At 46.1% G+C, this 14,085-nt stretch carries 13 protein-coding genes; 10 read left to right on the forward strand and 3 right to left on the reverse strand.

All coding sequences use genetic code 11. The features are described from left to right. Window positions 1-454: 454 nt before the first annotated feature. The 3 genes from bshB2 to pdxK all read right to left on the reverse strand — a co-directional run bounded on the left by bshB2 (window position 455) and on the right by pdxK (window position 2,498). Entirely contained in the window at window positions 455-1,126 is a 672-nt protein-coding gene (bshB2, locus tag ACO1D1_RS23560; protein ID WP_423337343.1) for a bacillithiol biosynthesis deacetylase BshB2, read from the reverse strand. A 21-nt stretch (window positions 1,127-1,147) separates the two neighbouring features. After that, on the reverse strand, window positions 1,148-1,495 hold the full coding sequence (locus ACO1D1_RS23565) for a YojF family protein (protein WP_423337344.1): 348 nt from the start codon (window positions 1,493-1,495) through the stop codon (window positions 1,148-1,150). Between the two features lie 166 nt (window positions 1,496-1,661). After that, the gene (gene pdxK / locus ACO1D1_RS23570) at window positions 1,662-2,498 is read right to left on the reverse strand and encodes a pyridoxine/pyridoxal/pyridoxamine kinase (RefSeq protein ID WP_423337345.1); all 837 of its coding nucleotides are present in this window, start codon (window positions 2,496-2,498) and stop codon (window positions 1,662-1,664) included. Between the two features lie 470 nt (window positions 2,499-2,968). On the opposite strand from pdxK, the gene fdhD reads away from it, so the two are divergent. The 10 genes from fdhD to moaD all read left to right on the forward strand — a co-directional run bounded on the left by fdhD (window position 2,969) and on the right by moaD (window position 14,072). After that, window positions 2,969-3,730 (forward strand): formate dehydrogenase accessory sulfurtransferase FdhD, encoded by a 762-nt coding sequence (fdhD, locus tag ACO1D1_RS23575; protein ID WP_423337346.1) that lies wholly within the window; start codon window positions 2,969-2,971, stop codon window positions 3,728-3,730. Between the two features lie 85 nt (window positions 3,731-3,815). Then, window positions 3,816-6,797, forward strand: a complete 2,982-nt coding sequence (gene fdnG / locus ACO1D1_RS23580; RefSeq protein ID WP_423337388.1) for a formate dehydrogenase-N subunit alpha — start codon at window positions 3,816-3,818, stop codon at window positions 6,795-6,797. Next, entirely contained in the window at window positions 6,794-7,621 is an 828-nt protein-coding gene (locus ACO1D1_RS23585) for a 4Fe-4S dicluster domain-containing protein (protein WP_423337347.1), read from the forward strand. Before fdnG ends, ACO1D1_RS23585 begins: the two co-directional genes overlap by 4 nt. Then, on the forward strand, window positions 7,614-8,327 hold the full coding sequence (locus ACO1D1_RS23590) for a formate dehydrogenase subunit gamma (protein WP_423337348.1): 714 nt from the start codon (window positions 7,614-7,616) through the stop codon (window positions 8,325-8,327). Before ACO1D1_RS23585 ends, ACO1D1_RS23590 begins: the two co-directional genes overlap by 8 nt. Window positions 8,328-8,749: 422 nt before the next feature. Continuing rightward, complete coding sequence (locus tag ACO1D1_RS23595; protein WP_423337349.1) at window positions 8,750-9,559, forward strand: formate dehydrogenase accessory protein FdhE; 810 nt, start codon at window positions 8,750-8,752, stop codon at window positions 9,557-9,559. Window positions 9,560-9,573: 14 nt separating this feature from the next. Further along, entirely contained in the window at window positions 9,574-10,170 is a 597-nt protein-coding gene (gene mobA, locus ACO1D1_RS23600; protein WP_423337350.1) for a molybdenum cofactor guanylyltransferase, read from the forward strand. Window positions 10,171-10,194: 24 nt separating this feature from the next. Continuing rightward, window positions 10,195-11,427: a gephyrin-like molybdotransferase Glp gene (glp, locus tag ACO1D1_RS23605; RefSeq protein WP_423337351.1), complete on the forward strand. Its 1,233-nt coding sequence runs from the start codon at window positions 10,195-10,197 to the stop codon at window positions 11,425-11,427. Between the two features lie 16 nt (window positions 11,428-11,443). Next, the gene (locus ACO1D1_RS23610; RefSeq protein ID WP_423337352.1) at window positions 11,444-13,378 is read left to right on the forward strand and encodes a molybdopterin biosynthesis protein; all 1,935 of its coding nucleotides are present in this window, start codon (window positions 11,444-11,446) and stop codon (window positions 13,376-13,378) included. Further along, window positions 13,379-13,846 (forward strand): molybdenum cofactor biosynthesis protein MoaE, encoded by a 468-nt coding sequence (locus ACO1D1_RS23615; protein ID WP_423337353.1) that lies wholly within the window; start codon window positions 13,379-13,381, stop codon window positions 13,844-13,846. Next, entirely contained in the window at window positions 13,839-14,072 is a 234-nt protein-coding gene (moaD, locus tag ACO1D1_RS23620; RefSeq protein ID WP_423337354.1) for a molybdopterin converting factor subunit 1, read from the forward strand. Before ACO1D1_RS23615 ends, moaD begins: the two co-directional genes overlap by 8 nt. The last annotated feature ends 13 nt before the right edge of the window (window positions 14,073-14,085 follow it).

Below are 14,085 nucleotides of genomic sequence, written 5' to 3' on the forward strand. Positions count from 1 at the left end.
AATCAACTTATTTTCCCTCTACTCGATTTATGCTAAATCATAAAGAGTCAGTACATTAACTTGGGTTTATTTACCTATTATTTTGAATAATAGTTTGCACTTGAAGTGATCCTATAATTAAATTAGCAGTAGTAGAGGTAAAATTCCATACTGAGGTATTATACTTATACTTCTTTCATTTTAAGGACTTTTTCATAGCCCTCGTATCGAACATGAGTCATCTTTTTTAAATACCCTTGAACACACGCCGAGGGCAGAGAAATTTTTATTTCCCCTTCATGACAACTTGAATTCCTAATGAAGGTATACTATACATTAGTATTGAAAAAAATGTTCTTGCTATGTTACTTAACAAAGTAGAAAAAAATATCAATCGTTTGGGAAAAAATATAAAAAGCTGACCCAAAATAGCAGTCATTCAACAATCCTTTGAGTCAGCAAGATTATTATTTCACTATTTTCTAAACTGATACGTCCAAAATCGTTCGTTATTGATCCATACCATGACTTGCGGGTCTTGATTTTTCAACTTCTCTTCCATGTCTTTGAACATCTGCTCTGTCTGTGAGCGGTGTGCTTGAATGGCAGCGAGCTTTGTTTGGTCGACAGGGGTAATATCGTTGATGATGTCCGCCTCTCCAAGCTCCTCGACACAATTATTGGAGAAGGCCACACAGTGTAAGGTCGGCCTTGCGGCGGCAGGTATTTTCCCAACAGCCCTTACGACCGCCGCACCAGTGGCGTCATGGTCAGGATGGACGGAGTAGCCGGGATAAAACGTGATGATTAGGGATGGATTCACCTCATCGATCAGCGCTGTTATCGTATTTGTCATGAAATCTTCATCTTCAAATTCAATCGTTTTATCGCGGAAGCCAAGCATGCGAAGGTCCTGGATGCCTAAGACCCTTGCGGCTTCCTTTAATTCTTCTTTTCTAATTTTCGGAAGGTTTTCCCGATTGGTAAACGGGGGATTTCCCATGTTGCGTCCCATTTCCCCTAAGGTTAAACAAGCATATGTAACAGGGGTTCCATTGTTAACGTGCGTCGCAATCGTTCCGGATACACCAAAAGCCTCATCATCAGGATGCGGGAACACAACCAAAACATGGCGTTCTTTCTTCATGGACCATTCTCCTTCCCAGCTTTATTTAAAAGGTGTGCTGCTGATTTCTAATGCAACTGCCAATTTTCCATTATAATCGTGGCCGGCTAATAATAGATGGTTCTCTTCATCAATTTCGAAGTGCGTAAGGCCCTCGGCGTAGATCCAGCCAAGGTTTATTTTCAGACCGACACGGAAAGGACCGTTTCCGGTGATTTTCCCTAGTTCATAGCGGACAAGCGCATTCCGGATGTAGGCTCCGGCAGAGAAGAAAGCTTGGTCATGATGGGAGGCATAGGCACCATTGGTTGTTTCCAGGTGAATATAGACATCTTTATTCGCAAAGCCGTTGATGGCTTCTTGGACACGGCTGGTCTCAATTAACTGCAAATCGGACAACTCCTTTCCCACAAAACAATCTATAAACTATTCTTATTTAATAATGTATCTATCATACTAAAATTAGTAAAAAAATGCGAAATCATTGCTTGCAGAAAATGCTGGTATGCAAGATGGAAAAAGAGCCAAATCTATTGATTGGCTCCTTTCTCATTTTTTATTCACAATCCTCGCAATACTCGGTTGCCTTTTTAAGGCCGCGGTAGGCGCCATGCCAAGTAGGTCCGACAAATTCATTTAAACGGAAGCCTTGCTGGATGGCCGCAGTAATAAAGCCCTTCGCGACATCAACCGCTTCATAAACGGATTTCCCTTTGGCAAGTTCAGCTGTAATTGCTGACGAATACGTACAGCCAGCACCATGAGTATAGGTGGTTTCGAGCTTTTCCGATTCGTAAATTCTGAATTCTTTTCCATCATACAGGAGGTCAATGGCTTTTTCTTCAGAATGAAGCTTTCCGCCGCCTTTAATCAGTACGAATTTTGCTCCCTGTTCGTGGATTTTTACAGCTGCCTCCTTCATTTCTGCAACCGTATGCGGTGTTTTCATTCCCGCTAGCTGTCCTGCTTCAAACAGATTTGGCGTAACCACGAGGGCGCGCGGTAAAAGGAATTCACGCATCGCATCCGTTGTTTCCGGATGCAAGGCCTCATCTTCCCCCTTACACACCATTACCGGGTCAATGACCACTCGCTCCAGTTTATTTTCATCGATTTTCCGTGCTGCCAACTCAATGATTTCAACAGTCCCAAGCATCCCGGTTTTCATCGCGTCAATGCCGACGGACAGGATGGTGTTGATTTGCGTTTCAAGTGTACTTACTTCAAGTGGAAACACGCTGTGGCGCCAATCCTTTGGATCCATTGTTACAATCGTAGTAAGGGCAGTCATCCCATAGACACCAAGCTCCTGGAACGTTTTTAAATCTGCTTGAATTCCAGCCCCGCCGCTCGTATCAGAGCCGGCAATCGTCATTACTTTATTAATCGTCATTATGTAAACCCCCTTCTAAAAAACCTCCTTATTATTATAAAACATTTTTAGAAAATTAACAGAATTTAAGAAGGCAATCGATAATTGTTGACAGAAAAATGACATTTCCCCCATTTGTACTATTTCCAAGCATTTTGCGTGATAAATATTACTTTCAAAAAACAGGGTGAACCGTACGATGAACATACACATGTTTCTTCTATAGGGATGTAACCGCTTACCATCTGCGAATGCATGATTATATCATCGAAGGGATCTTTCAGTTTCGCAAAATTGTTGGAAATTTGACACAAACTTGAAAAAGGTTAGCAATCACCCACCTTTTATCAGTAGAAATGCGTTCCGTGCAGCAAATCGTCCTGTTTTATTAGGTACCATTTTTCGACAAAGTGACAAATGTCGCTGAGTGCAATTGGTCCTATTTTTACAATGAATAAATAAGGAAAAGTTCCTAGGGGGAAGTGAAAACAATGAACCGCAAAGGGTGTCCTGATGAATATCCAATTTCCTTGATCATAAATGGTTATGAAATGGCTGTTTTTCAGCTGACAAAATTCGACCTTGAGGACTGGACAGTTGGTTATTTGTTTTCTGAAGGCTTTATTCAGGATGCAAATGATATCGAGTCCCTCCTCATCAACGAAGAAATGGGCAGCATTCATGTCGCGCTTCGAACCCATTTTGACGAAGAGCAAGTTTTTTCAAAAAAGAAGCATTACACCGCAGGCTGCGGCAGGGGCGTCACCTTCTTTTCGATGACTGATGTGAAGAATTTTGCCAAAGTGGCATCAAACGAAACCTTCCAATTAAGTTATCTATTAAAAAAGAGAAGTGAGTTCGCGCAAAACTCCCGCTTTTACCTGGAAACCGGCGGGATGCATGGAGCCTGTATTGTCGAGGAGGACGGCACGATCACGATTCGTGAAGATATTGGCCGCCACAATGCTGTCGATAAAATTATCGGCCACGCACTTAGAAAACGTTTACAACCCGAAAAGCTGTTATTGCTGACAACCGGACGGGTTTCATATGAAATGCTCTCAAAGGCTGCAAAATTTGGCTTTCCTGTGATCGGTTCGCGCACAGCCGCCACCAAGCAGGCTGTGCAGCTGGCAAAATACTTAAATATTGAGGTGATTGGCTATTTAAGAGGGAAAATGGCCACGATTTATACCTCAGCCGGGCGAGTCGAAAATGATCTAAATATCGAGCTGGCAGTAGAGATGCATTGAAAGGGGGAATCAAAGACTTTTAATACCTAAAGAGAAAAAGGGATGTTCTAATTAAATCTTGGGAAGGAGATTTAAAATGGTTGAAATGAACCTAAATCGCCGGCAATTTTTAAAGCTATCTGGCGCAACTGCGGCAACACTTGCGATTGTCGAGCTAGGCTTTAATGAGGGTAAAGCCTATGCGAAAACAAAGGACTTCAAAATTGCCAAAGCTACTGTAACACCAACCATTTGCTGCTACTGTGGTGTTGGATGCGGAATCCTCGTTCACACCAAGGATAATACGGTCGTTTATACGGAGGGGGATCCGGATAACCCGATTAACGAAGGAAAGCTATGCAGTAAAGGAACAACATTAAGACAGTTATACACATCGGAAAAACGCTTAACAAAACCGCTTTATCGTGCTCCCGGCAGCAATAAGTGGGAGGAAAAAGACTGGGAATGGATGCTCGACACCATTGCCAAACGTACAAAAGAAACACGTGACAATTCATTTGTTGAAGTAGAAAACGGAATCACCGTTAACAAAACCGAAAAGATTGCCAGCCTTGGCGGCGCGGCACTTGATAATGAAGAAACTTATTTGCTCTCGAAACTAATGAGAGGGCTTGGTGTCACCTACTTAGAGCACCAGGCACGAATATGACATAGTTCTACGGTTGCCGGTCTGGCACCTACATTTGGTCGTGGAGCAATGACTAACCATTGGAATGATCTGCAGCATACTGATTGTGCGTTGATTATTGGCGCAAACCCTGCAGAAAATCACCCCATCAGCTTTAGATGGTTAACGAAGGCAAAGGAAAACGGCGGGAAAATCGTTTCTGTCGACCCGCGTTTTACAAGGACATCGTCGCAGGCGGACGTGTATGCTGCCCTTCGTTCCGGTACGGATATTCCGTTTATCGGCGGGATGATTAAGTATGCAATCGAAAACAATCTCATCCACAAAGAGTATGTCGCTAACTATACAAATGCGTCCTTCATCGTGAAAGAAGGCTTTGACTTTAATGATGGTCTTTTCTCAGGCTATGACGCAGCAAAACGAGCGTATGATAAAACAAAATGGGCAATAGAAACAACGGAAGACGGCAAGCCGGTTACAGATGCAACATTGCAGCACCCGCGTTCCGTGTTCCAATTAATGAAGAAACATTATTCCCGTTACGATGTGGATACCGTTACAGCTGTAACCGGTACACCAAAAGAAGATTACCTGAAAGTTTGCCAAACCTTCTGTGAAACAGGGAAAGTCGGCAAATCCGGAACCATCATGTATGCAATGGGTACAACCCAGCATACCGTCGGCTCACAAAACGTCCGGATTTATGCGATGCTGCAGCTGCTTTTAGGAAACATCGGCATCCCTGGCGGCGGCATCAATGCGATGCGCGGCGAATCAAACGTACAAGGGTCGACAGACTTTGGTCTATTATATGACAACTTGACAGGATATCTTGGCACACCGAAAGCGACTGTTCCAGAGCATGCGACATTGAAAGGCTATTTGGAAAAAGAAACACCGAAGACAGGCTATTGGAGCAATAAACCAAAATTTGTTGTCAGCTTACTGAAAGCCTGGTACGGTGCGAACGCTACGGCTGAAAACGAGTTCGGCTACCATTACTTGCCAAAGGGAAATAAAAACTACTCCCACATCAATCTATTTAATGCGATGTACAAGGGTGAACTAGAAGGAACATTCCTGTTCGGCACAAACCCGGTTGTCGGCGGACCGAACGCCGGGAAAGAAAAAGAGGCACTTGGAAACCTGAAGTGGCTTGTAGCCATCGACCTGTGGGAAACGGAAACATCGTCATTCTGGCAAAAAGAAGCAGGCAGTGACCCATCTAAGATTAATACAGAAGTATTCCTTCTGCCGGCGAGTGCTTCTTTTGAAAAAGAGGGCAGTATTTCCAACAGCTCACGCTGGATGCAATACCGCTGGAAGGCGATTGATTCAAGAGGCGAGGCAAGACCGGACCTTGATATCATCCATGAACTGGCATTAAAACTGAAACATCTTTATGCGAACAGTCCAAAATCTGCTGACAAGCCATTCTTAGCGCTTGATTGGAATTATGGCAATGGCGATGAACCGGATATTGACCTTGTGGCCAAAGAAATCAATGGCTATGACCTGAAAACAGGTAAATTAATTGCGGGCTTTGGGGCTTTGCTGGACGATGGTACAACCTCAAGCGGCAACTGGATTTATTCCGGATTCTATCCGGAAGAAGGCAAGAATAAATCGAAAAACCGTGACAATAAAGACACAGGCGGACACCATTACTTAAACTGGTCATACGCATGGCCAATGAATCGCCGGATTCTTTACAACCGTGCCTCCGCGGATCCAAGCGGACAGCCATGGAGCAAGGAAAAAGCCGTCATTCAGTGGGATGCTGTCCAGAAGAAATGGACCGGAAATGACGTCCCAGACTTCAAACCAGTGACGGCCCCAACTGAACCAGGGGGCGCAGGTCCGTTTATCATGAACAAGGATGGCGTTGGCTTACTATTTGCGCCAACATTAAACGATGGACCGTTCCCTGAACATTACGAGCCATTTGAAAGCCCTGTTCCCAACCCGTTCTCCAGTCAACAATTGAACCCGGCCGCGGTCGTGATTGAGGGCGATTTTAACAAGAAGGGCGATAAGAAGGATTACCCGATTGTCGCAACCACCTACAGGGTAAGTGAACACTGGCAGTCAGGATCGATGACTCGGAATCAAGAATGGCTCTCAGAGCTTGCCGGCCATATGTTTGTGGAATTAAGTGAAGAACTTGCAAAAGAAAAAGGCATCAAGAATAAAGACAAAATCATTGTCAGCTCGGCACGCGGAGAAATCAACGCTTATGCGATGGTGACAAAACGCTTTAAGCCGTACAAGGTGAATGGCAAAAAGGTTCATCAAATTGGCATGCCATGGCACTTCGGCTATAAAGGCTTTGCCACTGGGGATACAGCGAATCGTCTAACGCCGCACATTGGTGATGCGAATACAACGATTCCAGAATACAAAGCATTCCTCTGCAACGTTAGGAGGGCTGAAGCATGAGTAAGTATGTAAAATATGTCGATGTCACGAAGTGTGATGGCTGTCGTGCCTGTATGGTAGCGTGTAAAAACTGGAATGACCTGCCGGCAGAACCGACTGATTTCCTTGGCAGTGTCCAATCCCATGCAAAGACAACAGCCGATACATGGAATGTCCTGCAGTATATTGAACATGAGAATGCAAGCGGTGGTCTAGACTACTTGTTCCGTCATTCTTCCTGCTTCCATTGTACCGATGCTGCCTGTGAAAAGGTTTGTCCGGAAAATGCGATCAGCTATACGAAGTATGGAACCGTTGTGATTGACCAGGATACATGCGTCGGCTGCGGCTATTGTGTGCAAAACTGTCCGTTTGAGGTCATTTCCTTGAAGGAATATAAGGATAAAAACGGCAAGGAGTATCGCAAGGCCCATAAGTGTACGATGTGTACCGACCGAATTGATGAGGGCTTACAGCCTGCCTGCGTTACTACCTGTCATACCGGAGCAATGGAGTTTGGCGACAGGGATGCAATGATTAAAAAGGCGGAGCAGCGAGTCAAGGAGATCAAAGGTCGTTACCCGAACGCAATGGTCTACAATCCGGAGGGCGTTGGCGGTACTCATACCGTTTATGTACTGGCAGAAAAGCCAAGCGTGTACGGCCTGCCTGAAAATCCGAAGGTGCCAACATCTGCTGTGTTGTGGAAGGACTATGCCCAGCCAATCGGCAAGGCGATGATCGGGGCAACGACCATGGCTGTTGTCGGAGCATTTGTGGCCAATAAGTTTTTCAGTAAAAAAGAGAATAACGAAACAGAAGATGGAGGTGGCAGTGATGAGTAATTATCAGAAGCACCCAAAAGCTGATGTAAAGATTCGCCGCTTTCCAAAGGCATTTGTTTGGGCGCACGCAATTAATGGAATTGCCTTCTTTGCCCTATACATCACGGCCCTGCCAATGTATACCGAATTCTTTGACTGGCTGTATCCGGTGTTTGGCGGCCCGGCCATGGCCCGGCTGCTGCACAGAATTTTTGCAGTAGCGTTCGTAACGCCTACCTTCATCTTATTAATTTTTAGTCCCAAATTCTTTATTCATTGGATGAAGGAATTAATCACCTGGAAGAAGCGCGACCTTCAATTCTTCAGTGAATTCGTTAAAGAATTATTCGGCTTCAAGTTTAAACATATTAAACAAACCTTCTTTAACGCTGGGGAAAAAATTAACTCGATTCTTCAGATTTTCTGTGCCATCTTGGTCATTGTTTCAGGAGTCACCATGTGGTTCCCTGAGTACTTCTCTAGAGCGTTTGTGCAATGGGGCTACTTCCTTCATAACGTTGGTTTTGGATTAGGAATCGCTGTGATTGTCGGACATATTTACCTATCTGTTGTTCATAAACATTCAAGACCAGGATACTCCGGCGTCGTTACCGGAAAGGTTCCAGCCTGGTGGGCAAAAGGCCACTACGGCGACTGGTATGATGAAGAAGTCAAAAAGGGCAACTTCCCTGACTTGGACGATCCAAAACATAAAAAAGGCGCTTAAAAAGAAAAGCGGAAGCGCCCTGGTCAGCGGCGTATGGCCTGGATCCCACCAACTGAGATAAAGGAAACACGGTGAGCGGAGTGAGCCGATGTTGACTTCTCGTAGGGCGGAGAGCGAAGGACACTAGCCGCTAGTGCGCTGAAGCTGGACAATTCTCAAAGTCGAAACTTATAAAATCTTATTTTATAAAAGGAATGGCTGTCATCGTTTACGACAGCCATTTCCTTTAAAAAAGCGTCCTTTTTGAGCCACAATCGGATGTAACTCTGGATTGAATCGTCAATTTAGGCAGTCAATGAGCGAATTTTAAGATTCAATGAGCGAATTTAGGGGGCTAATGGGCGAATTTTCATATTTAATGAGCGAATTTATGGATTCAATGAGCGAATCAAAAAAATACCATAAAATGAGGTGCAACAACGATGATTAAATCCGTTGTTTCAAAAGAATATCAGGAACTGCAGAAGGAAATCGTCAAGCTTCAGGAAAAGTGGAAGCAGCAGCTTGACCCCGAAACCATTAGACCGAACCTTGATCAGGCTGCAATGGGAGCAGGTGTCCCAGCTGCCGCATTAACGGCAATTGATTTTGATATTTCACTATTTTTACAGTGTATAGAGGAAATCAATAACATACTTGTAAAATTTAATCCTGAACTTGAGGCAAGACTGGCAGGAATTCATAGCCTTCTTCGTGAAGAAACAGCCATTCGCTGGATCGAAGAGGCTAGCTCGTTCAATCACCATTATTTTACAAGCTTTGCAGAAGAACATGGGCTGGAAGAATGGATCCCCCACTTCCTCGCTGAAACCGCCCTTCGTCCATATCTGCAATTGATAGCCGAAAAGGTTCAACCTGTGATCAACCGCGCCGTGCCGGGGGCCGGCTGCCCAGTTTGCGGTGAGCCAGTCAGATTGGCATCCCTTGAGGATGAGGGGAAAAAGGTTATCCATTGCCCGCGCTGCCTTGCCCACTGGCATGCAAAGCGCTTAGAATGCTCGCACTGCGGCAATGAGGACCATAAAACGGTTCAATTTTTAACGATTGAAGGGGATGTCACCTCCCAAATTCAAGTTTGCGAAGAGTGCAACGGCTATATTAAAATTATTGATACACGCCAATATATCGCGAAACCTTCAGCGGCATTACTGGATTTAAACTCTATTCATCTAGATTTTGTTGCCCAAGAGAATGGGTATACTGCGGTTGGCGAGAAGAAAACGGAACAGTAAGGAGCGTTAAAAACATGAAAGCTGCAGCGATTATTTTAGCAGGCGGAAAATCAAGCCGGATGGGCACAAATAAGGCGCTGCTAAAAATAAATGAGAAAACGAATATTGAAAGAATGGCAGACAAGCTAAAACTTCTTTTTGATGATATAATCCTAGTAACAAATGATTCTGAACAATATGAATTTTTAGGACTCAAAATGGTCCCCGATCAGTATCCAGGTATGGGGCCGCTCGCTGGTGTGCATGCAGGTCTGCTCGCATCCAGCTGCGATGTGAACGTGATTGTCGCCTGCGATATGCCGTTTGTGTCAGCGGAGCTTGCCGAGGCGCTCGTGGACAGCCGCGGCGATTATGATGCCGTCATCCCAGTGATTAATGGAAAACAGCACCCGTTATTTGCTGTTTTTCACAAAAATGCGGCAGCAGAAGCCCTTGCCTGTATTGAGGCTGGCCGGCTGCGAATGAAACATTTACTAGATCAATTAAATGTCCGATACGTAACAGAAACAGAGCTGCAGTCTTACAGCCATCTTTATCTCGAACGGGTCTTTTTCAATATGAATCACCCAAATGAATATGAAGATGCGAAAAAGTGGGCTGAGACAGATTGATTTTAAAAGGGGGAAATGGGAGCCATGCGATTTTTCAAAGTAAAAACAGTTGAAGAAACATTTGCCTTAATCGAGGAAAACATACCGGCAATCGAACAAACAGTGGTTAAGGAAATTGGTGATGCCTTACATTTTATTTTAGCGGCTCCTGTGGCGGCAAAGGAAAATGTGCCAAGTTTTGATCGCTCAACTGTCGACGGGTATGCCGTCCGTGCGAAGGATACGTATGGTTCCTCTGAATCCATGCCAGGCTTCTTAAACGTTGTTGGAGAAGTAAAAATGGGCGAAGTCCCAGCGGTCGAAGCGGGTCACGGAACGGCCGTTTACGTGCCGACGGGAGGGATGATGCCAAAGGGCAGTGACAGTGTCATCATGATTGAACATTGCGAGGAATTAGACGGCTTGCTAAATACCTATAAACAAATCGCGCCTGGGGAAAATGTGATCAGCAAGGGAGAAGACATCAAGGAAGGGGAAACCCTCCTTGAGGCCGGAACGAAGCTGCGGCCGCAGGAATTAGGGGCACTCGCCTCGTTAGGGATTGCCGAGGTGCCCGTCTTTCGTAAATTGAAGGTAGGGTACCTCTCGTCCGGGGATGAAATCGTTCCGTATCAAACGGAAACTCTCCAAGAAGGGCAAATTCGCGACATCAACTATTTAACGATTGCCGGACTTGCGAATGAATGGAATGTGGAAGTGATGTACGGCGGGATTGTCCGCGATGATTTTGAGGAATTCCGCCAAAAAGCTGCCGAGCTCTATGAACAGGTCGATTGTTTAATCCTTTCCGGCGGCAGCTCTGTCGGGGCGAAGGATTACACAACAGATGTGATTCAGTCCTTAGGGGAGCCGGGGGTTTTTGTGCATGGTATTTCAATTAAGCCGGGGAAACCTACGATTCTCGCCATGGCAAACGGCAAGCCTGTCATCGGCCTTCCAGGACATCCGGCAAGTGCGATGATTATTTTCAAACTGTTCGGCGAGCGGATTCTGCGAAAGCTGAAGGGTGAAAAGCTTGAGCGCAAACCAGAGCGGATTTTTGCAAAAATCACAAAAAATATTCCTTCTTCCATGGGACGAGCGGATTATATCCGCGTCCGGCTGTTTGAAAACGAGGGCGAATGGTGGGCCGAGCCGATTATCGGAAAATCCGGCTTAATTACCACACTGGTAAAAAGCGATGGCATGGTTGAGATTAGTTCAGAAAAAGAAGGAGTTTCACAGGGTGAATGGGTACCTGTGATTCCATCAAGGTAAGGGGGCGCCGAGAGTTATGGAACATACACAATATAAGCGAAAAATTTATTTAGAGGACAAACCCCGAGCGGAAGCACGAGAAGAAATACTGGCAGCCTCTGAGCTAACTCCTGAAATCGACTATCTTTCAGCCGTTGAAGCACTGGGACGTGTAACCGCTGAACCCATCTTTGCGCGCGTCTCGATGCCGCATTACCACGCCTCAGCAATGGATGGAATTGCCGTGATCGCTGAAAGCACCTACAAGGCGCATGAGCAAAATCCGCTTTTTCTCAAAAAAGGCACGGAGTTTTGTTTTGTTGATACGGGGAATGCCATTCCCTCCCCATTCAACGCCGTGATTATGATTGAACATGTACATATGGTGGATGACGATACGATTGAAATCATTGAGCCGGCCACCCCTTGGCAGCATATCCGGCCGATTGGCGAGGATATCGTTCAAGAGGAAATGCTCTTCCCTCAAGGACATGCGCTGCGTCCGGCGGATTTAGGCGTGCTGCTCGCCGCACAGCAGCTTGTGGTTCCGGTTGTCAAAAAACCGGTGGTGACAATTATCCCGACAGGTAATGAGCTTGTCGAGGCAAATGCGGAGCTGTCTTCCGGAAACATCATTGAATTTAATGGTACGGTGTTTTCCGGTTTTATCAAGGAATGGGGCGGTGAGCCGAAGCTCCATCCGATTGTGAAGGACGAACCGGAAAGGATTAAAGCGGCGCTGTTGGAAGCCGCCGAAACCTCGGATATTATTGTCATCAATGCCGGCTCATCGGCAGGCAGGAAGGACTTCACGGTCCACATCATCGCAGAAATCGGCGAAGTCTATACTCATGGGGTCGCCGCACGGCCTGGAAAACCAACCGTTTTAGGAAAAATAAACGGAAAAATGGTCGTTGGTGTTCCGGGGTACCCGGTTTCTGCCTATTTGGCGATGGAATGGTTTGTCCGTCCGTTAGTATGTCAATACTTGGGGATTCCTGAACCACGGAGACAGACGGTTCAGGTAAAACTTGGCCGCCGCATTGTCTCATCAATGGGCGCCGAAGACTTTGTACGAATGAATATCGGCTGGGTGAATGGACAATTTGTCGCCAACCCGCTGACAAGGGCGGCCGGGGTCACGATGTCCTATGTCCGGGCAGACGGCCTGTTAATTGTACCGCCAAGTGTGATCGGCTATGAGCAGGGAGATACAGCAGAAGTCGAACTGCTGCGCCCGCTGGAGGAAATCAAACAGGCAATCGTCTTTTGCGGCAGCCACGATTTAACGATTGACCTATTATTTTCGGAGCTGAAACGTTTACAGACAGACATGAAAATCGTCTCCTCCCACGTCGGCAGCATGGCAGGCATCATGGCAATTAGGAAAGGCGAGGCCCATGTAGCGGGGATCCATTTGCTGGACCCAAGTACAAAGCAATATAATGTTTCATACGTAAAGAAAATGTTAGCGGGAAAAGACGTGGTCCTTTATCCCTTTTTAAAAAGGAAGCAAGGCTGGATCCTGCCAAAAGGCAATCCCCTGGAAATCGCTGGCGTGACTGACCTGGTCCGAGCGGGGGCGAACTTCGTCAACCGTCAAAAAGGAGCCGGTACACGAATCCTGTTTGACTTGCTGCTGCAAGAGGCGGGCCTCGAGCCGGAAGAGATTCTCGGCTATGACAGGGAAATGTTCTCCCACTTAGCCATAGCGGCGGAAGTGAACGGCGACGCGTGCGGTGCAGGACTTGGAATCTACCCTGCGGCCAAGGCCATGGGTCTGGACTTTGTTCCGGTCGCCGATGAAGAATATGACTTAGTGATGACACGAAATTTTTTCGAAAGTGAAAGCGGCCGGCAGCTTTTGGCGATTATTCAGTCGGAAGCCTTCCGGGAAAAGGTTAAACAAATTGGCGGCTACCAAGTGGTTGAAAATGCAGAGCCTAAGAGCTTGACTGATGAGGTGAGTTAATTGAAGTACTACGAGATTTCAAAGGAACCGATTGATATTCAGGCAGTGATTGATAAAGTGGTCCAGCGTGAGGCTGGTGCGATTACCACCTTCATCGGCACGGTCCGGGAATTAACCCATGGCAAGAAGACCTTATTTTTAATCTATGATGCCTATGAAGCAATGGCGGTGAAAAAGCTTGCACAAATCGGGGCGGAGATTGAGGAGCGCTGGGCCGGCTCGAAAGTGGCAATTACCCATCGTGTCGGACGCCTGGATATTACCGATATTGCCGTTGTGATTGCGGTTTCGACGCCGCACCGCGCTGATTCATACGAAGCGAACCGCTATGCCATTGAGCGAATTAAAGAAATCGTTCCAATCTGGAAGAAAGAGCATTGGGAAGACGGCGAATCGTGGATTGGAGACCAGCTTGAAAAGGTCGCCTATCCAAGCGGCAAGCCTGAGGCAGGTGATTTAGATGAATAAAGTATTATTTTTCGCCCATTTGCGTGATGCTGTTGGTGCAGAGTCATTATCAATGGATGCCAGTGGAAAAACAGTTGCTGAATTGAAGGCCGAGTTAGCGGCGAAATATGACCTGCCGCGCTTAGAAACCGTGATGACCGCGATTAATGAGGAATTTGCCTCAAATGATGAAGTAATCAGCGACGGCGACGAGATTGCCTTCATTCCTCCGGTCAGCGGCGGTTGATTGTGCCAGTGAG

It is taken from the genome of Neobacillus sp. 19, assembly GCF_049463095.1.
Taxonomy (GTDB): domain Bacteria; phylum Bacillota; class Bacilli; order Bacillales; family Cytobacillaceae; genus Neobacillus.

What these genes read in the sequence shown, in the direction of transcription:
- ACO1D1_RS23595 (WP_423337349.1), top strand. Translation starts at nt 8,750, where the DNA reads ATGATTAAATCCGTTGTTTCAAAAGAATATCAGGAACTGCAGAAGGAA.
- fdhD (WP_423337346.1), top strand. Translation starts at nt 2,969, where the DNA reads ATGAACCGCAAAGGGTGTCCTGATGAATATCCAATTTCCTTGATCATA.
- pdxK (WP_423337345.1), bottom strand. Translation starts at nt 2,498, where the DNA reads ATGACGATTAATAAAGTAATGACGATTGCCGGCTCTGATACGAGCGGC.
- mobA (WP_423337350.1), top strand. Translation starts at nt 9,574, where the DNA reads ATGAAAGCTGCAGCGATTATTTTAGCAGGCGGAAAATCAAGCCGGATG.
- ACO1D1_RS23590 (WP_423337348.1), top strand. Translation starts at nt 7,614, where the DNA reads ATGAGTAATTATCAGAAGCACCCAAAAGCTGATGTAAAGATTCGCCGC.
- bshB2 (WP_423337343.1), bottom strand. Translation starts at nt 1,126, where the DNA reads ATGAAGAAAGAACGCCATGTTTTGGTTGTGTTCCCGCATCCTGATGAT.
- ACO1D1_RS23585 (WP_423337347.1), top strand. Translation starts at nt 6,794, where the DNA reads ATGAGTAAGTATGTAAAATATGTCGATGTCACGAAGTGTGATGGCTGT.
- moaD (WP_423337354.1), top strand. Translation starts at nt 13,839, where the DNA reads ATGAATAAAGTATTATTTTTCGCCCATTTGCGTGATGCTGTTGGTGCA.
- glp (WP_423337351.1), top strand. Translation starts at nt 10,195, where the DNA reads ATGCGATTTTTCAAAGTAAAAACAGTTGAAGAAACATTTGCCTTAATC.
- ACO1D1_RS23610 (WP_423337352.1), top strand. Translation starts at nt 11,444, where the DNA reads ATGGAACATACACAATATAAGCGAAAAATTTATTTAGAGGACAAACCC.